Source organism: Brachyspira intermedia PWS/A (assembly GCF_000223215.1).
Lineage (GTDB): Bacteria > Spirochaetota > Brachyspiria > Brachyspirales > Brachyspiraceae > Brachyspira > Brachyspira intermedia.
The window spans coordinates 2,337,629-2,363,758 of sequence record NC_017243.1; the positions used below are offsets into that span (position 1 = coordinate 2,337,629).

A 26,130-nucleotide genomic window follows, 5' to 3' on the forward strand; every position below is an offset into this window, starting at 1 on the left:
TCATTTCAAACAGCGAACTATTTTACCGTTAGACATTTCATAAACATTATTAGCATAAGCTGCTATATTATGAGCATGTGTAACCATAATTATAGTAGTTCCTTGTTTATTTAATGTTGTAAGTATTTCCATCAAAGTTTTTGTAGTTGCAGGATCAAGATCGCTTGTAGGTTCATCAGCTATTAAGCATTTACATCCATAAGCTAATGCTCTTAGTATAGCAACCTTTTTCATTTCTCCTCCTGAAAGATTAGAGGCTTTAGAATATGTTTTATCTTTAAGTGCAAATAATTCTATATTTTCTTTAGTCTGATTTATTTTTTCTTCTGTAATTTTATGTTTAAAAGCTAAAGGCATTAATATATTATCTATAACGCTTATAGTAGGTATAATCACAGGATACTGAAATATATAAGAAAAATATTCTCTTCTGAAACTTGCAAGAACATCTTCATTAGCTCCATTCAATTTGAAGGAGTCATAATATATAGTTCCTCCTGTTGGTTTAAGTATACCGCCTATTATACTAAGCAATGTACTTTTACCGCTTCCTGTATGTCCAACAAAACTTATAAAATCACCCTGATTAATATCTAAACTAATATCCTCACAGGCATTGAATTGATTAACTCCCAAAGGGAAAACCTTTGATACATTTATTATTTTTATATTCATAGTGTTCCCCTCAAATCATCATAAGGATCTTTGTGTAAAAGTATAGAGTTAGAAATAAAAGCTCCTATCATAAAGCCTACTATTAGCACAGCATTAGCCAATAATACAACATAAGCACCATTTATTACATCAGAGAATTCTATTAAAGTTAATATATATGAACTGTATCTCAAATATAATATAAGCATTTCTATAATGCAAATTGCAAACGATACTAAAGGATATAAAAGGCTTATTAATATCGCTAATTTTCTTATAGCTAATTTAGTAGCTCCGAATATACGCAAAGTAGAAAACATTCTGCTGTTTTTTGAAAATATGTATGAACTGGATATTGCAGAATATAGTATTCCTATTATAAATATTCCTATAAATAAAGCGTATATAGAAAATTCTCTGAAGAAAGGTATATTTTCATTTAATAATATCTCATATTTCCATACCAAACTGAATATAGAAGTTACAGCCATAAGCTGAGATAATGAAATAAATATTATTATTGAAAAAACAATACTTCCTTTAATAAGTTTTGAAGCATATCCTATAGTTGAATTATACACAATAAAAACCTTTTATTTTTTTTAACCTATTAGCAATATCTTTGTAAAATATAATACAGGTACTTCTAAATTCAATATCGATATTATTTATAATTACTTAAGCAAATTATTTTTACTATATAAAATGTAATTATCTTAATCTTCCGAATTCTATTGTATTAAATTTATCTACTTCTTCTATTAAAGGTATAGGATATTCAGACATATCTTTACCTTCTCTTAAGGTATTGTATATAGTTAAATTACTTTTCTTCCAATCTGATAATCTTTTTTTGTATTCTTTTGTATATCCTGCAGTCATTTCTAATTTTCCATTATTCAATATAAAACCTACAAACATATCTACTTTATCATTAGGTATAGAATCTCTTACATCATAAGCAACATAACTCAAAGGCATTTTCTCATAATAATAAGCATTAGTTCCGCTTTCTGCATACAAAAATATTCCTGTACCTCTTTTCATACCGTTTACTTTATATTCAACATTTCCATTTTCTTTAAATGTATATAAATATCCATTAGGAGCTAGTACACTTTTTCCTTTAACTGCCTTTATCCACACACTATTGTATTTACTTTGAGAAACTTTAACATTAGAAGCACAAGATGTTATAGTAAATAACAATATCACTATAGTATACAATTTCAACATAAGAATCCTTAACAAAATATTTTCTATATTCTCGGCATCAAAATTAATTATTATATAAAATTATATTTATAGTGATTTTTCATAGTCTTTTCATTATAGACTATTGCTATTTAATAAAATAATATTTATTATATATTAACATTTTTAACACCTTATATAAACGGTAAAAGTAATATGCATAATAATGAATCAATATATACTGAATTAATAGAAAGATTTTCAAAAAGCGAAGAATTTTTAAATTTCGATATAAAAACTGTAAAAAGTTTAACAGGACTTAAAGGCGGAAGCGATTCTTTATTTTTCGCATCTCTTTTTAATAATAATGAAGAAAGTATTTTAATAATCAAAGAAAATGAAAGCGATGCTATGCTTTTAAGCCAATCTTTAAATTTTTACAATATACCTAATTATTATTTCCCTGATTATGACACTGTTCCTTTTACCAAAATGTCTCCTGTTACAGATATAGCACAGGATAGAATAAATATTTTATATAAATTAATAAATAAAGAAAAATGTATCATAATAACAACTATAAATGCTGTAACTAGAAAATTACCTAATAGAAATGATTTGAAAAAACTGCCTATATATTTAAATGTAGGCGATAAATTGGATTTAGATAATTTAAGATTAACATTATATGATTTAGGATATGTTATAGAGAGAGAAGTTGCTGAAAAAGGCACTGCTTCTGTGAGAGGAAGTATAGTAGATGTATTTTCTGTAGAATATGATAATCCCATTAGAATAGAATTATTTGATGAGGAAATAGAAAGTATAAGACTATTCAATATAGAAGATGGAAGATCTTTCAAAAGCGTAGAAAATATAATTATTTATCCCGTTAGAGAAGCTATTTACAGTGATTCGGCGGTAAGCGAATTTTTAAATAATAATGAAATTGAAGATGAACTAAAAGACAATATAACAAAAAGAAAGTATTTCGCCGGAAGTGAAACATTACTGCCTATTTTTTATAATGATTTAGAAACTATATTTGATTATTTTGATTATGGTTATATATTCATTGATGATGCTTTAAAATTAAAAAATAAACTCATAACTATTATAGATACTATAAAAGAAAATTTTAATGATATAGATAATATGTTTACTATAATAGAAGATATTTATAAACTTTATATTGATAATAATTATTTTTCTGAAATAGTAAAAAAATCAATAAATATATCACCTTTTATAACGGACATAGATATATATAAATTTCATTTTGAAGAAGGTGTTTCTTTTAAATCTAGATTAACAGATTTTCTTGATTATGTCAAAGAATATAGAGAAAAAGATTATTTAATTATACTTTCTACAGGACATCATGATCAGGCATTGAGATTTTATAAGATAATGCAGGATTTATCGCCTACTATCATAACTGAAAATGAAATAGAAGATGAAGAAAAAGATTCTGAAGATAAAGAAATAACTGATAATAAAGAAATAAACAATAATGATAATTTAGAAAATTCTGAAAATAATGAAGATAATAAAGAAATAATTCTTGAGGATACTAATAAAAAAGAAGAAATAATAAAAGATTATTCAAAAAATGAAAATAATTTTTATATAATAACAACTCAGGCATCATCAGGCTTCATAAAGAATGATATAAAAACAATATTCATAGCAGATTGGGAAGTATTTGGAAGAAAAAGAAAAAAGGTAAGAAAGATCCCAAAAGTTAATAAAAACTTAATAGAAACATTTGTAGATTTGAATGTTGGAGATTATGCTGTTCATGTTAATTATGGTATAGGAAAGTATTTAGGACTAACAAGAAAAATGTCCAATGGTAAAGAAAAAGATTATATCACATTGGAATATGCCAAAGGAGATAAACTTTATATACCTGTAGAGCAAATGAACTTCGTACAGAAATATATATCCGGTCATGGAGAAGCCCCAAAATTAACACAGTTAGGCGGAAGTGCTTGGGATAAAATAAAGAGCAAGGCAAGAGAAGATGCATTAGCTACTGCAAGAGAATTAATAAAGCTTTATGCCATAAGATCCAATATCCGAGGAAATGTTTATGGACCTGACACTCAATGGCAGGACGATTTTGAAGCTTCATTTCGTTATGAGGAAACAGTTGATCAGTTGAGGGCTATAAATGATATAAAAGAAGATATGGAAAGTGGCAAGATGATGGATAGGCTTGTATGCGGCGATGTAGGATTTGGAAAAACAGAAGTCGCATTCAGAGCTGTATTTAAAGCTATAATGGCAGGAAAACAATGTGCTATACTCTGCCCTACTACAATATTATCACAGCAGCATTATAATAACGCTAAAAAAAGATTTGAAGACTTCCCTATTAGAATAGAAGTTTTAAATAGATTCGTTACAAGCAAACAAACAAAGAAGAATAAAGAATTATTAAAAACAGGTTCATGCGATTTGATAGTTGGAACTCATATGCTTTTATCAAAAGATGTGGAGTTTAAAAATCTAGGACTTATAGTTATAGATGAAGAGCAGAGATTTGGAGTTAAACATAAAGAGGCATTAAAAAAATTAAGATTAGAAACTGATGTTCTTACACTTTCAGCTACTCCTATACCTAGAACTTTAAATATGGCTTTAACAGGAATAAGAGATATAAGCATAATAGAAACTCCTCCATTAAACAGAATACCTGTAAAAACTTTCGTTACAGAGTTCACAGAAGATGCTGTTGTAAATGCAATAGAAAGAGAATTGAAAAGAGATGGACAAGTATTTTATCTTTATAACAGAATAGATACTATAGAATCATTTGCACTTATGATAAAAAAACTTTGTCCTAAAGCCAGAATATGCGTTGCCCATGGAAGAATGACAGGACATCAGCTTGAAAAAATAATGGGCGATTTTATTAATCATAAATATGATATATTAGTTTCCACTACCATAATAGAAAACGGAATAGATATACCTAATGCCAATACTATACTAATAGATAATGCAAATAAATTAGGATTATCCGAGCTTTATCAATTAAGAGGAAGAGTGGGAAGAAGCGACAGAGAGGCTTATGCTTATATGTTCTATCCTAGCGATTTAGCATTAACAGAAGTTGCATATAAAAGACTTGAAGCTATATCCGAACATACAGATTTAGGTGCGGGTTTTAAAATAGCTATGCGTGATTTAGAAATTAGAGGTGCAGGAAATATTTTAGGTAAAGAACAATCCGGTATGATATATCAAGTTGGTTATGAATTATATACTCAAATGCTAGAAGAAGCTGCAAATGAATATAAAGGCGAAATAAAAGAAGTAACATTCGATACTGTTATAGACTTAAAGCATAATTTATTTATTCCTGATTCTTATATAGCCGATTCAAAAGAAAAAATATCCGCTTATAAATTAATAATGCGTTCACAAAGCGATGAAGATATTGAATATGCTAAAGAGTTTATGATAGATAAATATGGCAAACTTCCGAAAGAATTAGAAGATATTTTCGATATTGCCAAATTAAAAATTATATTAAAAAGAATGAGAATATTATCTGTTATAGAAGGACAGTATAATATATATCTTAAACTTGATAAACTCTCAAAAATAGATACTGACAAACTTGTAAAATTAATCAATACAAAAAATTCAGGAGTTTATTTTGATAAAGATAATCTTAATCAATTAATAATACCGGTTATACATGAAAAAGAAAATGATATAGAATGGAAATTAGAAAAAATAAAAAATGTAATTCTAGAAATAGAAGGTGAAAATTATGCACCAGATACTAATTCAAAAAATGATAAGAATATAAATGATAATCAAGAAGAGCATTCTAAAATGAGCGTCGCAGAAGCTAATATAAAAAATAATAAAAACAATAGAAAAAGAACTGTATCAAGAAGATCGCCTAAATTAATAAAAGTAAATAAAAAATAATTATAATATTTGATTCATTTAAACTATATTAAGTATGATTATATGCTACAAATTATACTTAATATAGTTTTTTTATGTATTTTTTGATTGAAATTGATTATTTTTGATTGATTTTGATTGATTTTTATCGTTTTTTTGATATAATTATTAATATAAAGATTAGAAAAAGGAATGATAAAGGTGCTAAAAGTAAGCAGATACGAATTGATTTTTGAAGTTATAAAAGAGAAAAAGAACATCAAAATTGAAGAATTGATTGAAAGGCTTAACGTTTCAGAGGCAACAATTAGAAGAGATTTAACTTTTCTTGAAAAAGCAGGAAAGATAAGAAGAGTTCATGGCGGTGCTATATTAGTTGATACTCAGGAAGAAAGTTTAATATACAAAAAAGAAATATACTCAGAAGAAAAAGAAAAAATAGGAAAGTTTGCTGCTTCATTAGTTGAAAGCGGTAATACAATATATTTAGATGCAGGAACAAGTGTTTTTGCTATGATTAAATATTTAGCCGGCATAGAAAACATAAAAGTAGTAACTAATGGATTAAGTCATATAGAAGAGCTTTATAACAAAAAAATAGAAACATACTTAATAGGCGGAAAGATGAAAATGCTTACAGGTGCTTTAGTTGGAGCTAGTGCCGTTTTATCAATAAAGAATTTTAATTTTGATTTGGCATTTATGGGAGCGAATGGAATAGATATTGACGGCTACTCTACTCCTGACAGTGAAGAAGCTTTGATAAAAAGTGAAGCTGCTTCAAAAGCAAATAAAACTTATTTTCTATGCGATGAATCAAAATTAAAAAAGAAAAGTTTAATTAATTTTTATCACTTGGAAGATTCTTATTTGATAACAAATGCAAAAGAAATAGATGATAATATAAAAAATAAATTAAAAGATTTATACATTGTCAATTCATAAAAAGTGAGGGATTATTTATGATATATACTTTAACATTAAATCCGGCTGTAGACTATTATATAGACATGAATAACTTTGAAGAAGGAGATCTAAACAAAGTTAATAATGCCTATACATTGGCCGGAGGAAAAGGAATTAATGTTTCCAAAGTTTTAAAAAATTTCAATATTGATTCTATTGCTTTGGGATTCTGCGGAGGCTTTACAGGAGATTATATAAAAAAGCATCTTAAAGGATACGGCATAAAAGAAAATTTTATTTATTTAGAGGAAGATACAAGAATCAATATAAAATTAAAAACAAATAAAACAGAAAGCGAAATAGCAGGAAAATCTCCTAATATTTCAAAAGAAAAAGTTAATGAACTATTAAACTATATAAAAAACAATATAAAAGAAAATGATATATTGGTTTTATCTGGAAGCGTTCCTAATTCTATTGACAGTTCTATATACAAAGATATTATAGCAAATGCAAATAAAAATATAAAAGTGATATTAGATGCAAGAGATGAAGCATTCAAATTCGGATTAAAAGAAAAAGTATTTCTCACAAAACCTAATAAAAAAGAATTAAGCGAATACTTTAATAAAAATATAGAATCAGCAGATGATATCATAAAATATGCAAGAGAACTAATAAAAGAAGGAAGTGAAAATGTAATAGTTTCTTTAGGAAAAGATGGTTCTATACTTGTAACAAAAGATAAGGCATATATAGGAAATGCTCCTGATGGAAAATTGATTAGTTCTGTAGGTGCCGGAGATTCCATGGTGGCTGGTATAGTTTACGGTATAAGCAATAATTTAAATATAATTGATTCTTATAAATATGCTATAGCAAGCGGAAGCTCTACAGCATGTTCTGAAGGGTTAACTACATTTGAAAATATGAATAAATTTCTAGAAAAAGTAGAAATAAAAAAATTAATTAAAGTTTATAAAGTTAATATAAATGGAGGCTAAAAATGCTAAAAGATGTTATAACTTTAGATTGTATTAATACAGATCTAAAGGGAACAACTAAATCAGAAATTATAGATGAAATGGTAGATATTCTCTATAATAATGGTAAATTAAATGACAGAGAAGAGTATAAACAAGAAATACTAAAAAGAGAAGCACAAAGCTCAACAGGTATGGAAGAAGGAATAGCAATACCTCATGGTAAAACTAAAGCCGTGAAAATTCCTACTGTTGCAATAGGTATTTCAAAAAAAGGCGTTGATTATGAATCATTAGACGGAGAGCCTTCTCATTTATTTTTTATGATAGCAGCTCCTGAAAACTCAAATGATTCTCATATAGAATTATTATCAAAAATCACTACCCTACTTCTTGAAGATGATATAAGAGAGGCACTTTTAAATGCTAAAAGCAAAGAAGAAGTTTTAGATATATTAATAAAAAATGCTGAAAAAGATAATGAAAACTCATCATTAAATCATGAAACTAATAACAGCAATGATTCATATCAAGTATTAGCAGTAACAGCCTGCCCTACTGGAATAGCACATACCTATATGGCTGCCGATGCCTTGCTTAAAAAAGGTAAAGAACTTGGTATTACTATAAAAGTAGAAACTAATGGTTCAAGCGGTGTAAAAAATGAACTTACAAAAGATGAAATAAAAAATGCCAAAGGTATAATAGTAGCTGCTGATAAAAATGTTGCTATGGAAAGATTTGCAGGAAAGAATGTTGATATAGTGGGAGTAAAAGAGGCAATAAAAAATCCTGAACAATTAATAAAAAATGCTATGAATCAAACAGCTCCTATATATCATAGTAATGAAGATAATACTCAAACTTCAAATAAATTTGCTAAGAAACCAAAAACAGGCGTATATAAACATTTAATGTCAGGTGTATCAAATATGCTTCCATTCGTTGTAGGCGGAGGTATATTAATAGCATTTTCATTTATGTTTGGTATTAATGCCAGCAATCCGAATGATCCTTCATACAATTATTTTGCTAAACTTTTAAATGATATAGGAGGAGGAAATGCATTCTTCCTAATGGTTCCTGTAATGTCAGCATTCATTGGTATGAGTATTGCTGACAGACCGGGATTTGCTCCTGCTATGGTTGGAGGATTAATATCATTAAACAGCGGCGGCGGATTTTTAGGAGGTTTGATAGGAGGATTTTTAGGCGGATACATCACTCTTTTATTAAAAAAAGTATTTAATAAGTTGCCTGAAAGTTTAGACGGAATTAAACCTGTTTTACTATATCCTTTATTTGGTATATTCATTACAGGTGCTATAATGTATTTATTCATTGTTAATCCTATAGCTGCAATCAATACAGGAATTTCAAATTTCTTGAAAAACTTGGGAACAGGAAACTTAATATTATTAGGTGCTTTACTAGGTGCCATGATGTCCACTGATATGGGAGGCCCTATAAATAAAGCTGCTTTCACATTCGGTATAGCTATGATAGCTTCAGGACAGTACGCTCCTCATGCTGCAGTTATGGCTGGCGGAATGGTTCCTCCTTTGGGAATAGCTTTGGCTACTACAATATTCAGAAATAAATTCTCTGCTGATGAAAGAGATGCCGGAAAAACATGCTATGTTATGGGACTTTCATTCATTACTGAAGGAGCCATACCATTTGCCGCATCAGACCCTATAAGAGTAATACCATCTTGTATGATAGGTGCTGCAATTTCAGGTGCTTTAACTATGGCTTTTCATATAGAACTTAGAGCCCCTCATGGCGGAATATTCGTTTTGCCTATAGTTAATAATCCTGTAATGTATTTACTTGCTATAGTAGTTGGTTCTGTAATAACTGCTCTTTTACTTGGATTTATTAAGAAACCTGCTGAAAATTAACATATATCTTCTTACAAAAAAGGCTGTATCCTCAAATAAAGATACAGCCTAACTTTTTACTTCATAATAAAATTATATAAAACTATTCTAAATAACAATGATGGAATCTATGAAATCCTAGAGGATCATAATAAACGCCTTTTAATTTAGGAGATACAAGCAAAGGTTCTGTATAATAATATATAGGTATTATGGCTTCTTCTCTCATTAGCATTTCTTCTGCCTTATGCATAGTCTGCATTCTAAACTTTTGATCTCCTGAAAGCATAACTTGATTTATTATATCATCATAAGCCTTATTACTATAAACGCTGTAATTATTAGGAGAATAACTTAAACATAAAGTCATAAAGTTTATAGGATCATCAAAATCTCCGTTCCATGCTCCTCTTGCCATAGTGATGTTTCTGTCGTATCTTGTCTGCAAAAATACTGCCCATTCTTCCTGAGTCAAAGTTACATCAATACCAAGATTCTCTTTCCACATCTGCTGAACTGCTTCAAATATTTTTACATGCAGTCCCGGATCTGTTTTAAACTCCATAACAGGAAAGCCTTCTCCATTAGGATATCCTGCCTCAGCCATTAATTTCTTAGCTTCCTCAACATTTTTAGCATATCCATTTTCAGTTATATCTATATATTCTCCACCGTTTTTTCTGAAATCTCCCTCATAGTCAGATATTCCAAAAGGAACTAAAGCACCTGCTGGCTTCTCACCTCCTCTTGTAATTTGCTCCACTATATAATTTCTATCAATGGCAAGAGATAATGCTCTTCTTACTCTTACATCTTTCAATATCTCATTAGTTAAATTCAAGCAGTAATAATATGAAGATATTCTAGGTTCTATTACTATTAGTCCTTCTTTTTGAAGTGTCTTTATATCCTGTCTTGGGAAAGATCTTGCAAAATGCAAAGAACCTGCTTTAACTCCTGCAACAGAAGCAGTTTCATTTTCCATAAGAACAAATGTAATCTTATCAGGAACTATATCTTCTACATTCCAATAATTGGTATTTTTTACCATTACAAGACTTTCATCTCTGTTTCTTTCTATAAGTTTAAAAGCACCATTTCCTATATAAGTATCTGCATTTAAAGTCCATTCATCTCCGTACTGTTCTATAATATCTTTTCTAAGAGGATAGAATGTAGGAAAACTTAAAAGCTCTAAAAAATATGCTGTAGGAGCTTCAAGCTGAACTTCTAAAGTATAATCATCTATTGCTTTTATACCTAAACTTTCTTTAGGCATAGTGCCTGCTGTTATAGCTTTAGCATTTTTTACAGGTTCATGCTGATATCCGTATTGACTTCCTGTAGCAGGATCAACAACCCTTTGCCAAGAATAAACAAAATCGCTTGCAACAACTGGCTTTCCATCTGTCCATTTTGAATTAGTTCTAAGTTTGAATGTATAAGTAAGTCCGTCCTCACTTATCTCCCAGCTTTCAGCCACTCCTGGAGTCAATTTTCCTTCAGAGTCTTTTTCTATTAATCCTTCAAATGTATGCATCAAATAAAATACTGCATCCGAAGTTACATTTATACTGGGGTCTATAGTATTTGGTTCAGGACCAGTATTAATAAATATAGATATACCATCTTCTGATTTATTATTATTTGAACATGATATTATAAATGATATAAAAATCATAAATAAAATAAATATTTTTTTCATCTATAGTTAACTCCTAACATTTATATAAAGAAAATTAATCTTCTAAATATGCTCTCATAAAACTATGCTGTCCCATAGAATCATATAAAACGCCTTTCAATTTAGGTGATACTAATATAGGCTCGCTTGAGAAATATATAGGTATCATTGCCATATCAGATATTAATAATTCCTCGGCTTTATGCATAGTCATCATTCTATGAGATGAATCTGTAATTAATGTAGCTGTTTTTATCAAATCATCATATCTTTTATTAGTATAAAGACTATTATTATTGGGCGATGTGCTTAAAAATACCGAAAGAAAATTAATAGGATCATTAAAATCTCCATTCCATCCGCCGCTTGCCATTTCAAAATTTTTATCAAATCTTTGGGTGAATAAATCTGATGATTCCAATTCTTCTATATTTACATCAATACCCAAATTATCCTTCCACATTTTTTGTATAGCTTCAAATATTTTTCTATGTGTTCCATAAGTAGTTTTCAAAGTCAATACAGGGAAACCATTTCCATTAGGATATCCAGCAAGAATCATAAGCCTTTTTGCTTCTCTAATATTATTTTCATAATTTTTTTTATCTATATCTATATAATCCCCACCATTTTCTCTGAAATCTCCAAAGAAACCAGGTATACCATAAGGCACAAAAGCCGTAGCAGGTCTTTCTCCGTTTTTTGTAACATTTTCAACTATATAATTTCTGTCAATTGCAAGAGATAATGCCCTTCTTACATTTATATCAGATAATGTTTTATTAGTAGTATTTAAAAAATAAAAATATGTTGATATTCTAGGTACATTATGTATATATCCGCCTCTTTGCAATAAAGCTATATGCTCTATTGGAAAATTTCTTGAGAAATGAAGCAATCCGTTTTTCAAAGCAGTTAAAGAATATTGAGTGTCATTTTTCATTACAAACTCTAATCTGCTTGGTATAACTTCTTTATTATTCCAATAGAATTCATTTTTTTCCATAATAATAACATCATCTATTTTTCTCTCTACAACTTTAAAAGGTCCGTTTCCTATAAAAGTTTCTGCTTTTTCTGTCCAATTAGTTTCGTATAATTTTATAATATCTTCTCTCAAAGGATAAAACGTAGGATAAGATAAAATTTCAAGAAAATATGTTAATGGTCTGTCCAAAACAATTTCTAATGTATAATCATCTATAGCTTCTACACCTAAATATTTTGTTTCTATTTCTCCTTCAAGGATATTTTTAGAATTATTTATAACATTATATTGATATGCAAATTTACTTTTAGTATTAGGGTCAAACAATCTTCTAAAAGAGTAAACAAAATCTTTAGCTAAAACAGGATTACCATCAGACCAATAAGCATCTTGTCTTAAATTAAATGTATATACAAGTCCGTCAGCACTTATTGCCCAGCTTTTGGCAGCAGCAGGTATTATTTTACCGTCTTTATCTTTACCTACTAAACCTTCAAATATATGATTTAAATATATTAAACTATCTCCTGTTACATTGATACTGGGATCCATAGTATATGGTTCCTGACCTATGTTTATGACCAATGAGAAATATTTACCTTGCGGAGGTGTATGAGTAATAGTTTCCTCTATTTTTGTACATGATATAGTTAAATACATTAAAATAATTATGAAAATATAAGATTTTTTTAACATTTTATTATCCAAATGATATTTAGTTAAATTAAGTATATATTTTATAACATATAATGTCAAATAATATTATTTTATTAGTTTAAAATATTCTATTATATTCTTTAATTCTTCAGATTCCTCATTAATAGACTTAGAGTTTTCAGAAGCCTCTTTCACAAATTGAGAATCATTATTTGACTTATGATCATTTGATTTTTTTAACATAGAATCATCAGATACTTTGTAGGTTTTACCTTTTAACGCATTAATTACAGCATTCAAATATTTTATAGTATTTTCATGATTAATATTCATATCGATAATGGCATCATCTGACTTTATATTATTTAAATCTGCATTGTTTGATTTTGTTTTTAATTTGTTTTTATTAAAGAAATTTATTACAGGTATTACTTTTTTGCTTATAATATTAGGTATTATTATTATCATTAAAATAATTATTATAGAAATCATAATACCAATCATTATTACCATTTTATAGTTATTTTTTAATACCATAATAGACGGTATTGCAACTTCAATTCCCCAATATAGATCATCAAATAGATTTATAGGCTTTACAATATAAAAATACCTATTAGATTTTTTTACATTATATTTTTCTACCATTAAACTTTCATTAGATTTTATCATATCTATTACATTATGATTATGATAAGGATGATATAAATTAGTAAAATTCTCACCTATAATTTCACTATCTATATTACAGTAAATAATATTTCCATTTTCATCAAATAAAGTTGTAGATATATCCTCTCCATTATCAAAATTCATACTATCCGAACTCACATCCAAACCAATTACCCCTATAATATCATCATTATTTGAATATATAGGCATTAAACAGGTTTGAACCTGCTTATATCTATTTTGAATCTGAACGCTATATATAGGAGTTATGTACATATTATTTTTTTCTATCGTATCTTCAATAAATGATAATTTTAATTGTAAATTTTCTGTACCAAGTCTTGATATATTTCCGTCTTTATCTTTACCCATATATATTCCAAATCGTCCGTCTATATTTTTATACCAACTATCACTTTTATATATATTATCATTATCAATTGCATTTGGAAGAAAAAGTAAAAAAACGGCTTCAGCATTTTCACTTATTTTCTTTGAAAATTTACACATAACATTTTCATATATTTTTCTATTTCTTATATTACTGCAGTATAATTCTTCAGAAATAAATTTTATACTTTTCATAAAATTTAATTCATTATTTATTAAATCTCTCATATTTAATAATTGAACTTCAGATATTTGATCCATTGTTACTAAAGACATACCTCTAGAAATATGATAGGTATGCACCATGGCTAAAGCACCTGCTAGCATCACTATAATTATTGTAGGTATAATAATTAATAAACTTATTTTGATATTTAAACTGTTTTTGCTATTCATAATATTATAATATTTAAGTCAAATAATATTTTTTATTTTTTTAGTTTAAAATATTTTATTGTTTTTTGCAATTCATTTGACTCTTCTAAAAGAGATTTTAAATTTTTATTTACATTATTTACAATATTAGAAGTCTGATTTTTTTCTATTTCATTATCTTCGCAGCAATCATTAATCTTATATACAAGCTCAGATATGTTATTTGAGTTTTCAGAAATTTTATTAGCTGTTCCTTTTACAGAATTAATCAAATCATTCAAATATACTACTGTATCATTAATTTCTCTGCTCATATCTCCCATTTCATCATTCATATTTAAATAATTTTCAGAAACACTCCAAGATATATCCCCTTCCTTTATTTTTGTAATATTATCATTTAAATTATTCATTACTGATAATAATTTTTTATTAATTATGAATGGTACAATAATAAATATTGAAATAATTATAATTGCTATAATAACCCACATCATTATCATAATTTTATAATGATTAAAAAACTCTGCCTTACTATCAACAGCTAATTCTATTCCCCAATATAGATCATCAAAAACATGTAAAGGTGTAAAAAGATTATAATATTTACTTGAAGTTTTTTTATTATATGATTCCTTCCAAACAGTATTATTAGAATATATGGTATTTTCTAAATCACTGCTTTCATATACATCCGATAAATTAGTAATATTTTCTCCTATACTGTATATATCAGTTGTGCAATACATTATATTACCATTTTCATTAAATAAAGATATTGTAAATCCATTTGTATCTTCATAAAATATTATATTATCTAAAGTTAAATTCAAAGAAGACACACCAATCATTTCATTATCTTTAGAAAATATTGGTATTGAATATGTGTACATAGGTCTATATTTTCCTTGCACAGGATAATAGTTCAAAGTTGTGATATAAGGTTTTCTGCTTTTTATGGTAGTATTCAGATAAGTATATTCTAAATCAGATGCTTGTAAATTAATTCTAGATATATTATTTTCACTATCTTTAACTAAAGATATTCCTAATCGTCCATTAATATCATGGTAAAGAGGATTATTAATATACATACTGTCATTATCAATAACATTAGTAAAAAATATTAAAGATACCGATGCTGCATTAGTACTCATTTCATGAGCAAATCTATTCATTAAATCTTCATATGATTCTCTCTTTCTAACATCATAGTTATATAAATTTTCTACAGAATATTTTATATTATTTAGATAATTTAATTCAACATCGATTATATTTTCTATTTCATATATCTCTTTTTCAGCCATTTGAGATATTATAAATAGTGTCATTTCCTTTGTCATTTTATATGTATATATTGTATTGATAATACCAAATAGTAATATTATTGCTATAATAGGCATTAAAATTAATAAACTTATTTTAACATTTATACTTACTTTATTGTTCATTATATCCGCAGCATTTCCTCTTATTGTAATTTAAAATATCCTATAACATCTATAAGTTCATTAGCTTCATTAAGCAAAGCCTGAGAAGCAGCTGTAGCCTCTTCTACTAAAGCAGCATTTTTTTGTACTGAAGAATCCATATTTGTAATAGCGGAATCAACCTGTTCTATTCCTTTTTGCTGTTCCTGAGAAGCTACATTAATTCTATCCATTATATTAGAAGCACTATCCATCTTTACAGATATGTCTTCAAATATTTCTTTAGATTCTCTTACACTCTCAGAAGCCAAATTTGTTTTTTCATTACTATCAGCTATTAGAGCAGTAATACTTTTTACTGATTCCTGAGTATTTTGAGCAAGGTTTCTTACTTCACTAGCTACTACAGCAAATCCTCGTCCTTGTTCTCCTGCTCTAGCTGCCTCTACTGAAGCATTCAAAGCTAATATATTAGTTTGAAAAGCTATTCCTTCTATAAGTTTAGTAATATCCATTATTTTAGTACTAGCTTCATATACATCATTCATCTTATTTACACTATCCTCTACTATGGCACCAGCCTTATTCAAAGATTCCTTAGCATCTGATACCATAGAAGTACTTTGTGCAACACTTTCTGCCGATTCTCTTATAGTACTAGCCATCTCATTCATAGATGCAGCTGTTTCTTCCAAGCTAGAGGCTTGTGACTCAGTTCTTTGTGCTAAGTCATTATTACCTTCCAATACTTGGTTTGCTTCTATAGAAACTCTTTCGGCAGCATTTTTTACTGTCTTTACAACTTTATTTAAATTATTAATTATACCATCTAAACTATTAGCTATATCTCCCCACTCATCATTCATATTAAGGAATTCTTTAGATATTTTAAAAGATATATCTCCTTTAGCAATTTTCTGCATATCCTTAGATAAAGAAATTATTACATTCACAACTTTACTTTTAATTATAATAGGTATCATTATAAATGCTATTATAATAATAATTAAAGATATAATTACCATAACAATACGTATAACATCACTCTCTTTGAAAATATCTTTGTTTGAAGCCATTATCTCAAGTATCCAATATTGTCCTGCTGATACCTCTAAAGGAACAAAATAATATGTGGCATCTCCTTTATAATAAGCTGTATAATTTTCAAATGATACTGTACCACCGCTTGATACCTTTTCAAATACACTATAATCTTTATAATGAGTGTATAAATCATACATGTTTTTGCCTAAATTTTTTGTTTCTCCGGCATCATAAAGTACATTGCCATAATGATCATATAATAATCCTTCTGAATTTGCAAATGGCTGTATATTTTTCATAGTAGGATTTAATGTTTCTACTTTTATGTCAGCAGTTATAACACCTATAGGCTTATTTTGATACATTATAGGTATTGCCCAAGTATACATTTTTACTACATCATTATTTCCAAGATCAAAGTCATATATACCAGATAAATACTCTCTAGCTTTTGATATAGGCTCTTTATAATAATCAGCATCTATATCTGCAGCAGATAAAGCCCTTTCCTCAATATTATTTCCAGATGTTCTTGATATATAATAAGTTTGCTGTCCTTTTGTTAAAGGATAAACATTACTATACGCTGCATCATTACCAAGTATATTAGGCTCAAAAGCCAACATAACTCCAACTACTGTATCTGGAAGAACTCTAAAAAAATTTCTAGCTACAGCTTCATAAGCATTTCTATCTGTAACACCTGAATTATACATATTTTCTATTATATATTTCAAACCAGTTATTTGATAAAGATCATCTTTAACTACAGCAGTTATTTTATTTCCTTCTCCTTTGGCTACTTCCTCCAATATTTTATAAGACAATTTACTGCTGGCATTTTGTACATAAATAATGTTCACTACATTTGATATTGCAAGCATTATTAATAATGGTATTAATATAATTAAACTAATTTTTACTTGAAGACTTACTCTTTTAAACATAAATAAAACCTCTATATAAAATTAATCTTTTACATTTATAATTCTAATAATTATAATAAAACTAGGAATTTATAAGAATTCGATTATATGATTTAATAATCATAGTATCAATATATATTTCAATCGGATAAGTTTGCAACATAAAAAAACCCTAATATTTTTATGCAAATATTATACATAATTTACATATATATTTCAATTGTAAAAAACAATTTAATTAATTTTTTATAATAAAAAATTATTTAAATTAAGACTTCAATTTAAAATATTCTATAGCCTTAATTAAATCTTTAGCCTCACTGAGAAGAGATTCAGAAGCAGAAGTAGCTTCAGATACTAAAGCAGCATTCTTTTGCACAGAAGAATCCATATTATCAATAGCTGTATTAACTTGATCAATACCTCTTTCCTGTTCTTGTGAGGCTGTATTAATCTTATCCATTATACTAGAAACATTATCCATCTTTTCTAATATTTCATTGAATATAGTCTGTGATTCTTGTACACTGTTTGCTGCTAATTTTATTTTATTATTACTATCTGTTATTAAAGATGTAATATTTTTTACTGATTCTTGAGTATTTTGAGCAAGGTTTCTTACCTCACTAGCTACAACAGCAAATCCGCGTCCCTGATCACCTGCTCTAGCTGCCTCTACTGAAGCATTCAAAGCTAATATATTAGTTTGAAAAGCTATTCCTTCTATAAGTTTAGTAATATCCATTATTTTAGAGCTAGACTCATAAACAGCATCCATTTTGTTTACACTATCTTCTATTATAAGACCTGCTTTATTTACGCATTCTTTTACATCCATTACCATAGATGTACTTTGTGATACGCCTTCAGCTGACTCTTTTATAGCACTAGCCATCTCATTCATAGATGCAGCTGTCTCTTCTAAGTTAGAAGCCTGAGTTTCTGTTCTTTGAGATAAGTCATTATTTCCTACTAAAACCTCATTTGCTGCTGTAGAAACTTGCTCTGCAGAATTTTTTACTGTAGAGACTACATTTCCTAAATTTTTTAAAGTGTTTTCTAATCCTCTTGCAATATCTCCCCATTCATCATTCAATTTTAAAAAGTCATTTGAAATATGAAAAGATATATCTCCATTAGATATTCTTGTAATGTCTCTTGCTGTATATCCTATTAATTTTGTTACTTTTCTCTTTATTATTAAAGGAACTATTATAGCACTTATGACAACTATTAATGCTGATATTATAAACATTATATTTCTTATAATATCAGAATCTTTTAATATAACATCATTAGGAGCAGTTATTTTCAAGCCCCAATATTTTCCTTTTGATATTTCTACAGGAGTAAATGAATATGTATAAAATTTTTGTAATGTTCCGCTGAAATTTTCAAATAGTAAATTTTCTCCTCGTATTATTTTATTAAATACATCATGCTCTTTGTAGTATGGATATATTTCATCAAGTGTTTTAGATATATAAATAGCTTTGTCACTATCATAAGCTATAGTTCCGACATTATCAAATAATGTAATTGTAGAACCCTCAAATGGATTTATTTGAGATAATGAATCATTAATAGAATTTACATTCACTTCTAAACATATTACACCTATAACTCTATTTGATGTTTTTATAGGTACAGCCCAAGTATAGAATAAATCTTTATCATTAACAGGTGATTTATATACATCAGATATATATGTTTCTCCTGTGCTTAAAGTTTTTTTATATGTATCATTTTGAAAAATTTTTGTATCAAAATATGAAGTTCGAATTTTAGAGTTATCATCTCTTGACAAATAATAATTAAAACGTCCATTTGCAGGACCGTATTTTTCTGAATTGGTATAATCTGAATCATTGCCTATTGTATCAGGTTCAAATATTATAAGCAAACTATTAACTTTTTTAGGAAGTTCATCAAAAAAACTATATAAAAGTCTTTCATAAAATGGTCTGCTTAAAGTACCATCATTATATAATCCTCTTATAACCCTTTATAATCCTACAAGAGAATATAAATCTTCTTTCATATATGATAATAATTTAGCAGCTTCACCTTTTGAGCTTTCCTCCAATATTCTATGAGACAAATTTTTACTAGCTGATTTTACATAAGCAATATTTATAGCATTTGAAATAATAAGCATAATCAATAATGGTATCAATATAGCTAAACTAATTTTTATTTGGAGACTAAATTTCTTAACCATAATTAAACCTATAATTTTTTTTACAATTATTATACATTTTTTATTTGCAATTTCAATAATAAAAAAAAATTATTTATTATTGTTCAGATAAAAAACATAGTTTAGAATAGTTATTTATGATATAAAACATATTTTTTACTAATAAATAACAAAAACTTATTGATAAAACAAGTATTGGAATTGATATTTTTAGAAAATCTTAAAACATAATTTTATATAATTTTCAGTTCATTATTTATATAAGATTAATAATGAACTAAAAATTTCATTTTAATTAATTTTTTAAATTGAAGTATGATATAGCTTTCAATAAATCATTAGCTTCACTTAATAAAGACTCTGATGCTGAAGTAGCTTCTGATACCAAAGCAGCATTTTTCTGTACAGAAGCATCCATATTACTAATTGCTATATTAACCTGATCTATTCCTTTCTCTTGTTCCTGAGCAGCAATATTGATTCTTTCCATTATAGAAGAAGCTCTATCCATTTTTTCTAATATCTCATTAAAAATAGTTTTGGATTCCTGAACACTTGTAGCAGCTAATTTTATTTTATCATTACTATCTGTAATCAATGAAGTAATACTTTTTACAGACTCCTGAGTATTTTGAGCAAGATTTCTTACTTCACTAGCTACTACTGCAAATCCTCGTCCCTGATCTCCAGCACGTGCTGCCTCTACTGAAGCATTAAGAGCAAGTATATTAGTTTGAAAAGCTATTCCTTCTATAAGTTTAGTGATATCCATTATTTTAGAACTAGATTCATAAACATCATTCATTTTGTTTACACTGTCTTCTATTATTACACCCGCTTTATTCAAAGATTCCTTAGCATCCGATACCATAGAAGTACTTTGGGCAACGCTCTCAGCTGATTCTTTTATAGCACTAGCCATCTCATTCATAGATGCTGCTGTTTCTTCCAAGCTAGAAGCTTGTGTTTCTGTTCTTTGAGATAAATCATTATTTCCTATTAAAACCTCATTTGCAGCAGTAGAAACCTGCTCTGCCGAATGCTTTACTGTATTTATTACATTATTAAAATTATTCATGGCTTTATCCCAGCCTCTTGCTATATCTCCCCATTCATCAGTTCTTTTCTCAAATCCTTTAGGTATTTCAACAGTCAAATCACCTGTAGACATAGCAACAATATCTTTAGCCAAAACTATTATTATATTTGATACTTTCTTTTTAATTATTATAGGTGTTATAATCAAAGAAACAATTAATATAAACACTAATATTAATACCATTGTATTTCTAATATATCTTGTTTCTGCCTGTATAACTCTGCTTGGAGTAAGAATTTCTATTCCCCAATTATGACCTTCAAGCATAGGTATAGGAGATACAACATAAGTACCGACTTCATTAAATACTGTTGTAAAATGCTCAAAATCTAAAGATTGTCCTGACTGAACCTTTTCTATTATTCCTAAAGTCTTATACCATTCATAGACATCATAACCGTTTTTTCCTATACCTTCTAAATTTCCGGCATTATATACTAAGTTACCAGCACTATCAAAAAGTATTACCTTACTTTCAGGATAAGGTTTTATTTTTTCTATAGATTTACTTATACTCTGAGGTGTTACATCAGCAATAACTACACCTATATTCTTACCACTATTATCAAAAACAGGTATTGACCAAGTATATATTAGAATATTATTACCGGCTACATTGTATGAATATAAAGGAGTTATATATGGTTTTGATGTACTTTTTGGAGTAACAAAATAATCTGCATTTAAATCAGAAGATAAAATTCTTTGCTGTACTACATTGCCATTATTTTTAGAAAGATATACTCCAAATTGTCCTTTTATATCCCTATAAAATTCATTATTAGTATAATCAGCATCATTATCTATAAGATCTTTATTCAATAAAAATCCCATAGCAATTGTACTAGCTTCATCTTTTCTCACATAATTACTTACCACATTAATATAAGTATTTCTATCCCTTATACCTATATTATATAAATCTTCAAGCGAAGAAGCTAATTCATTCAAATAATTAAATTCTATTTTTAATATATTCTGACCTCTGTAAGATTCTGCCTCTACAGTTTTTTTAAGATAACTTAAAGATTTTGCTCTGTTGGCATTATTAACTAGAATTATATTTACAAGACTAGAAACTATAATCATAGCGAAAAAAATTGAAAGTATAAGCAAACTAATTCTAAATTGCAAACCAAATTTCTTAAACATAAAAATCTCCCAACATTTATTTAATATGTTTATATCAATTGAAATAATGATTACTGCATAATTATAATATTTTAATTATATAAAATATATTAACCCTAATTTTTTAAAAGGCTACCATGAAAACGAAAAAAGTCAATACAATTAATTTGATTTATCATAATAAAAAATAGCGTAAAATAATTATTATTTTTTAAAGTGATAAATGAACAGCTGATAACTTTAGTTGTCAGCTATTTTGTAGCTAGTTTATCATTAGCATTAATACTCATTAATTTTTTAAATGAAATAGTAAATAATGTTACTGTTGTACAAACAGCCAAAAAATCTGCTATAGGCTCTGCTAAAAGTACAGCCATTACTTTATTCTCCATAAATATAGGCAATATAAATATAAGCGGTATCAATAATATTACCTTTCTTAATATGGCTAGGAATGCAGATATTTTAGCGTTTCCTAAAGCTACAAATGTTTGCTGACATGCAGTTTGTGCCCCAAATATTAATGAAGCTGCCATATATATTTTTAAAGCCCAAATAGCATAATTTATTAATTCTTCATCGCTTGTAAATATTCTAACAAAAACATAAGGAAAGAATTCTGATATAAACCACATTAAAAAAGAAAAAGAAAGACAGCTTATTAAAAGTATCTTAAAAGCAGATTTTACTCTATTTAAATTATTTGCTCCATAATTATAACTTATAATAGGCTGAGCTCCTTGTGTAAGTCCCATTATAGGAAGAAAAGAAAACTGCATAATACTGCTTAATATTGTCATAGCACCAACAGCCAAATCACCGCCGTATTTCAAAAGCGAAGTATTGAAAGATACAAATAAAATACTTTCTGTAAACTGCATTATAAAAGGTGAAAATCCTAAAGCTAAACATGGAAGTATTACATTAGGAGATATTTTTAAATTTTTTAATTTTAGTTTTAATACAGTTCTTTTAGATGTCATAAAAGAAAGTATCCATATACATGATATAGCCTGAGATATAATAGTAGCAAGTGCTGCACCTCTAACATCCATATTAAATACAAATATAAATATAGGATCTAATATTATATTAGTAACAGCACCTATTAAAACAGTAAACATACTTGTTTTTGCCTTTCCCTGAGCAGTGATAAAAGCATTGAGTCCTAAAGCTAATTGAACAAATATAGTACCTATAGAATATATTCTTAAATATCTCAATGCATATATAATAGTATTTTCACTTGCACCGAAAACCATAAGAAGAGGCTTTGAAAATAATAATAATATTATAGTTAAAGTTACTGAAATAATGATTAAGGTCATAGCACAGTTTCCGACTATTTCTTCGGCTTTATCATAATCCTGCTTTCCCATCATTATAGAAGCACGAGGAGAACCTCCCATACTGATAAGATATGCAAATGCAGATACAGCCATTATAACAGGCATTGTAACACCTACCCCTGTTAAAGCCTTTGCACCAATATCAGGAATATGTCCTATATACATTCTGTCTACAACATTATAAAGTACATTTATTATTTGCGCCGCTATTGCAGGAAGTGCTAGCTGAAAAAGCAATTTTCCTACAGGCTTATTTCCAAGCTCATTTGATTTTAAATTATTATTATCTAATACTGCTTCATTACTCATAATTATCTCATCTATTATTTTTTAATATAGTTTACATTTTATATATCATAAACCTATTTATATTTTAGTCAAACTTTAAATTATTGACTTTAAAAGTTAATGTTATATCATTAAATTATTATATGTTAGGATGTTTAAATGAAAAACTTATATATATTATTAATTGTTTCTATTTTAATTTTATCATGTTCTAATAAAGCCAATGATCAAAAAGTATTTACAATAGTTCATATGAATGATACGCATTCAAAAGATAAAGAATTTATTACTGTTTCAAAAGAAGATGGAACTACAAACAGATACGGCGGTGCTGCCAGAAGAAAAACCTTTATTGATAATGTAAGAAAAGAAAATGAAAATGTTATAGTAATGCATGCAGGAGATACTATCACAGGAAGCGTATTTTCTATTGTTTATCAGGGTATGGACGAAGTGGAACTTATGAATGAAATGGGAGTTAATGTATCAACTCTTGGCAATCATGAATTTGATTTTGGAATAGATCAATTAAATAATATTATTAGCAATAGAAATTTCCCTACAATAGCATGCAATGTTAAAGTAAAAGCCACAGGTGAAAATTATATTCCTCCATATATAATAACAAATATTAAAGGTGTACATGTTGCTATAATAGGAGTTTTGCAAAGCGAAAAAATGAATATTATTCAGGGACTTGATTATATAGATATAGAAGAAGAGGTATCATCTTTAAAAAATCTTTTAAAAGAAATACCATTAAATACTACTAACGATATAACAATTTTATTAAGCCATGCAGGATTCGATACTGATAAAAAAATAGCACAGGAAATACCAAATACTTTTAATATTATAATAGGCGGACATACTCATACTTTATTAAAAAAACCTATCATTATAGGAAAAACAACAATAGTTCAAGCAGGACAATACGGAGAGTATATAGGTACTATTGATGTAATATTTAAAAACGGTAAATATGCTTATCCTGAATATACACTTACTAGATTAGATGAAAATATAAAAGAAGATGAAACTATATTAGCAAAAATAGAAAAAATGCAGCTTGAAGTAGATAAAGAGTTTAATATTGAAATAGCAAAACTTCCTTATGAATTAACTGATGAAAATGTCAGAAATAAATCCACCGCTTTAGGAAATTTCGTTTCTGATATAGTAGCTTCATCTCAAGAAGGCATTGACATAGCATTAATAAATTCAGGTTCTTTAAGAGGTCAGCTTCCAAGCGGAAAGGTAACATTAGGAAATATGTATGAGTTTTTCCCATTCGATAATTTAATAATACTTACAACTTTAAAAGGAAAAGATTTAAAGAATATATTGGAATTATCAGCCTCAAGAAAAGGAGAAGGTGCATTTTTACAAGTTTCAAAAGACTGCATTATTAATTTTGACAGTAAAGGAAAACTTTTAGAATCATCTATCAAAGGTAGAACTATAAATGACAATGAAAAGTATGTAGTTGCTGTTGCTGATTATATATTTAATGGAGGAGAAAAATATATTGATGAAAGCGGAAAGCCTTTATTTCAGTATGGAGAAAATACTATACATACAGGACTTGATATAAGAGATTTAATAATAAAAACTTTGAAAGAATATCAAAATGTACCTGAAAATGCCATTGACAATACAGAACGTATAATATTTAAATGATTTTTCATATAAAAAAAGGGGCTGTAATAAACAGTCCCCCTTTTTTAGTTTTAATTAATAATTACTTTTTTAAAGCAGCATTTAATTCAGTATATCCTGCATCTTTAAGATAATTCACATTTTTAAATCCGTTATCAAGCAAATACTGAACTGTTTTTCCTGAACGTCCGCCGCTCTTACAATAGAAGAAATATTTTTTAGTTTTATCTAATGATAATATTTTTTTGCTGTAGCCTTTAGCTCTATAATCAATATTCATAGCACCTTTTATAGTTCCTGTTTCTTTAATCTCCTGAGGTGTTCTGACATCAACTAATATTATATTAGGATCAGCTTTCCATGATGATATAAAGTCATTAAGAGCTAGGCCGTTTTTATTAACAACTTTTACATTGTCAAGTTCGTATACAGCTTCATTAGTTTTTGCTGTTTGTGCATTACATACGATTGTTGTTAATAATAATGCGATAATAATAAAAAGATTTCTTTTCATAAATCTTACCCCTGTATAGTATTTACTATATTAGACGAATACAACATACAAAAGTTCCTTAAAATATAATTTTTATTATTTTTTAAGGAAAAATTTAATATTTTTTGTATTTTTCATAGTTATTTGATAATTTAAGGCAATAAATTTCAATATTTTAATGAACTTAATAAT

Annotated in this window: 16 protein-coding genes and 1 pseudogene; 5 read left to right on the forward strand and 12 right to left on the reverse strand. The window is 27.5% G+C overall.

Features of this window, described 5'->3' with window-relative positions; translation table 11 throughout:
- The 3 genes from BINT_RS10045 to BINT_RS10055 all read right to left on the reverse strand — a co-directional run bounded on the left by BINT_RS10045 (nucleotide 1) and on the right by BINT_RS10055 (nucleotide 1,890).
- Complete coding sequence (locus tag BINT_RS10045) at nucleotides 1-675, reverse strand: ABC transporter ATP-binding protein (protein WP_014488466.1); 675 nt, start codon at nucleotides 673-675, stop codon at nucleotides 1-3.
- Nucleotides 672-1,235 carry a hypothetical protein gene (locus tag BINT_RS10050; protein ID WP_014488467.1) on the reverse strand — a complete coding sequence of 188 codons (564 nt, stop codon included), beginning with the start codon at nucleotides 1,233-1,235 and terminating at the stop codon, nucleotides 672-674. The genes BINT_RS10045 and BINT_RS10050 overlap by 4 nt, the downstream gene beginning before the upstream one ends.
- A gap of 130 nt (nucleotides 1,236-1,365) precedes the next feature.
- Nucleotides 1,366-1,890, reverse strand: coding sequence for a hypothetical protein (locus tag BINT_RS10055; protein WP_041177392.1), 525 nt, complete (start codon nucleotides 1,888-1,890; stop codon nucleotides 1,366-1,368).
- A gap of 174 nt (nucleotides 1,891-2,064) precedes the next feature.
- Here BINT_RS10055 and mfd point away from each other — a divergent pair, with 174 nt between their 5' ends.
- The 4 genes from mfd to BINT_RS10075 all read left to right on the forward strand — a co-directional run bounded on the left by mfd (nucleotide 2,065) and on the right by BINT_RS10075 (nucleotide 9,571).
- Nucleotides 2,065-5,799, forward strand: a complete 3,735-nt coding sequence (gene mfd / locus BINT_RS10060; RefSeq protein ID WP_014488469.1) for a transcription-repair coupling factor — start codon at nucleotides 2,065-2,067, stop codon at nucleotides 5,797-5,799.
- A 180-nt stretch (nucleotides 5,800-5,979) separates the two neighbouring features.
- Nucleotides 5,980-6,723 (forward strand): DeoR/GlpR family DNA-binding transcription regulator, encoded by a 744-nt coding sequence (locus BINT_RS10065; protein WP_041177393.1) that lies wholly within the window; start codon nucleotides 5,980-5,982, stop codon nucleotides 6,721-6,723.
- A 17-nt stretch (nucleotides 6,724-6,740) separates the two neighbouring features.
- Nucleotides 6,741-7,688 carry a 1-phosphofructokinase gene (gene pfkB / locus BINT_RS10070; RefSeq protein ID WP_014488471.1) on the forward strand — a complete coding sequence of 316 codons (948 nt, stop codon included), beginning with the start codon at nucleotides 6,741-6,743 and terminating at the stop codon, nucleotides 7,686-7,688.
- Between the two features lie 2 nt (nucleotides 7,689-7,690).
- Complete coding sequence (locus BINT_RS10075; protein WP_014488472.1) at nucleotides 7,691-9,571, forward strand: PTS fructose transporter subunit IIABC; 1,881 nt, start codon at nucleotides 7,691-7,693, stop codon at nucleotides 9,569-9,571.
- Between the two features lie 82 nt (nucleotides 9,572-9,653).
- Here BINT_RS10075 and BINT_RS10080 read toward each other — a convergent pair whose 3' ends face one another.
- The 8 genes and pseudogenes from BINT_RS10080 to BINT_RS10115 form a co-directional block, all read right to left on the reverse strand.
- Nucleotides 9,654-11,255: a peptide ABC transporter substrate-binding protein gene (locus tag BINT_RS10080; protein WP_014488473.1), complete on the reverse strand. Its 1,602-nt coding sequence runs from the start codon at nucleotides 11,253-11,255 to the stop codon at nucleotides 9,654-9,656.
- A gap of 34 nt (nucleotides 11,256-11,289) precedes the next feature.
- On the reverse strand, nucleotides 11,290-12,918 hold the full coding sequence (locus tag BINT_RS10085) for a peptide ABC transporter substrate-binding protein (RefSeq protein ID WP_041177394.1): 1,629 nt from the start codon (nucleotides 12,916-12,918) through the stop codon (nucleotides 11,290-11,292).
- A 66-nt stretch (nucleotides 12,919-12,984) separates the two neighbouring features.
- The gene (locus tag BINT_RS10090) at nucleotides 12,985-14,337 is read right to left on the reverse strand and encodes a PDC sensor domain-containing protein (protein WP_041177395.1); all 1,353 of its coding nucleotides are present in this window, start codon (nucleotides 14,335-14,337) and stop codon (nucleotides 12,985-12,987) included.
- Nucleotides 14,338-14,369: 32 nt separating this feature from the next.
- A complete protein-coding gene (locus BINT_RS10095) occupies nucleotides 14,370-15,770 on the reverse strand; it encodes a PDC sensor domain-containing protein (RefSeq protein ID WP_014488476.1) in 1,401 nt (466 codons plus the stop codon).
- 20 nt (nucleotides 15,771-15,790) lie between these two features.
- Nucleotides 15,791-17,740 carry a methyl-accepting chemotaxis protein gene (locus tag BINT_RS10100; RefSeq protein WP_014488477.1) on the reverse strand — a complete coding sequence of 650 codons (1,950 nt, stop codon included), beginning with the start codon at nucleotides 17,738-17,740 and terminating at the stop codon, nucleotides 15,791-15,793.
- Nucleotides 17,741-17,987: 247 nt separating this feature from the next.
- A pseudogene (locus BINT_RS10105) lies at nucleotides 17,988-19,940 on the reverse strand (methyl-accepting chemotaxis protein).
- Nucleotides 19,941-20,214: 274 nt separating this feature from the next.
- Nucleotides 20,215-22,170, reverse strand: a complete 1,956-nt coding sequence (locus BINT_RS10110; protein WP_041177396.1) for a methyl-accepting chemotaxis protein — start codon at nucleotides 22,168-22,170, stop codon at nucleotides 20,215-20,217.
- Nucleotides 22,171-22,400: 230 nt separating this feature from the next.
- Entirely contained in the window at nucleotides 22,401-23,807 is a 1,407-nt protein-coding gene (locus BINT_RS10115) for an MATE family efflux transporter (RefSeq protein ID WP_014488481.1), read from the reverse strand.
- A 138-nt stretch (nucleotides 23,808-23,945) separates the two neighbouring features.
- Here BINT_RS10115 and BINT_RS10120 point away from each other — a divergent pair, with 138 nt between their 5' ends.
- Complete coding sequence (locus tag BINT_RS10120) at nucleotides 23,946-25,466, forward strand: bifunctional metallophosphatase/5'-nucleotidase (RefSeq protein WP_014488482.1); 1,521 nt, start codon at nucleotides 23,946-23,948, stop codon at nucleotides 25,464-25,466.
- A 61-nt stretch (nucleotides 25,467-25,527) separates the two neighbouring features.
- Here BINT_RS10120 and BINT_RS10125 read toward each other — a convergent pair whose 3' ends face one another.
- Nucleotides 25,528-25,959, reverse strand: coding sequence for a rhodanese-like domain-containing protein (locus BINT_RS10125; protein WP_014488483.1), 432 nt, complete (start codon nucleotides 25,957-25,959; stop codon nucleotides 25,528-25,530).
- Between the last annotated feature and the right edge of the window lie 171 nt (nucleotides 25,960-26,130).

What these genes read in the sequence shown, in the direction of transcription:
- BINT_RS10045 (WP_014488466.1), bottom strand. Translation starts at nt 675, where the DNA reads ATGAATATAAAAATAATAAATGTATCAAAGGTTTTCCCTTTGGGAGTT.
- BINT_RS10055 (WP_041177392.1), bottom strand. Translation starts at nt 1,890, where the DNA reads ATGTTGAAATTGTATACTATAGTGATATTGTTATTTACTATAACATCT.
- mfd (WP_014488469.1), top strand. Translation starts at nt 2,065, where the DNA reads ATGCATAATAATGAATCAATATATACTGAATTAATAGAAAGATTTTCA.
- pfkB (WP_014488471.1), top strand. Translation starts at nt 6,741, where the DNA reads ATGATATATACTTTAACATTAAATCCGGCTGTAGACTATTATATAGAC.
- BINT_RS10075 (WP_014488472.1), top strand. Translation starts at nt 7,691, where the DNA reads ATGCTAAAAGATGTTATAACTTTAGATTGTATTAATACAGATCTAAAG.
- BINT_RS10080 (WP_014488473.1), bottom strand. Translation starts at nt 11,255, where the DNA reads ATGAAAAAAATATTTATTTTATTTATGATTTTTATATCATTTATAATA.
- BINT_RS10085 (WP_041177394.1), bottom strand. Translation starts at nt 12,918, where the DNA reads ATGTTAAAAAAATCTTATATTTTCATAATTATTTTAATGTATTTAACT.
- BINT_RS10090 (WP_041177395.1), bottom strand. Translation starts at nt 14,337, where the DNA reads ATGAATAGCAAAAACAGTTTAAATATCAAAATAAGTTTATTAATTATT.
- BINT_RS10095 (WP_014488476.1), bottom strand. Translation starts at nt 15,770, where the DNA reads ATGAACAATAAAGTAAGTATAAATGTTAAAATAAGTTTATTAATTTTA.
- BINT_RS10100 (WP_014488477.1), bottom strand. Translation starts at nt 17,740, where the DNA reads ATGTTTAAAAGAGTAAGTCTTCAAGTAAAAATTAGTTTAATTATATTA.
- BINT_RS10110 (WP_041177396.1), bottom strand. Translation starts at nt 22,170, where the DNA reads ATGTTTAAGAAATTTGGTTTGCAATTTAGAATTAGTTTGCTTATACTT.
- BINT_RS10115 (WP_014488481.1), bottom strand. Translation starts at nt 23,807, where the DNA reads ATGAGTAATGAAGCAGTATTAGATAATAATAATTTAAAATCAAATGAG.
- BINT_RS10120 (WP_014488482.1), top strand. Translation starts at nt 23,946, where the DNA reads ATGAAAAACTTATATATATTATTAATTGTTTCTATTTTAATTTTATCA.
- BINT_RS10125 (WP_014488483.1), bottom strand. Translation starts at nt 25,959, where the DNA reads ATGAAAAGAAATCTTTTTATTATTATCGCATTATTATTAACAACAATC.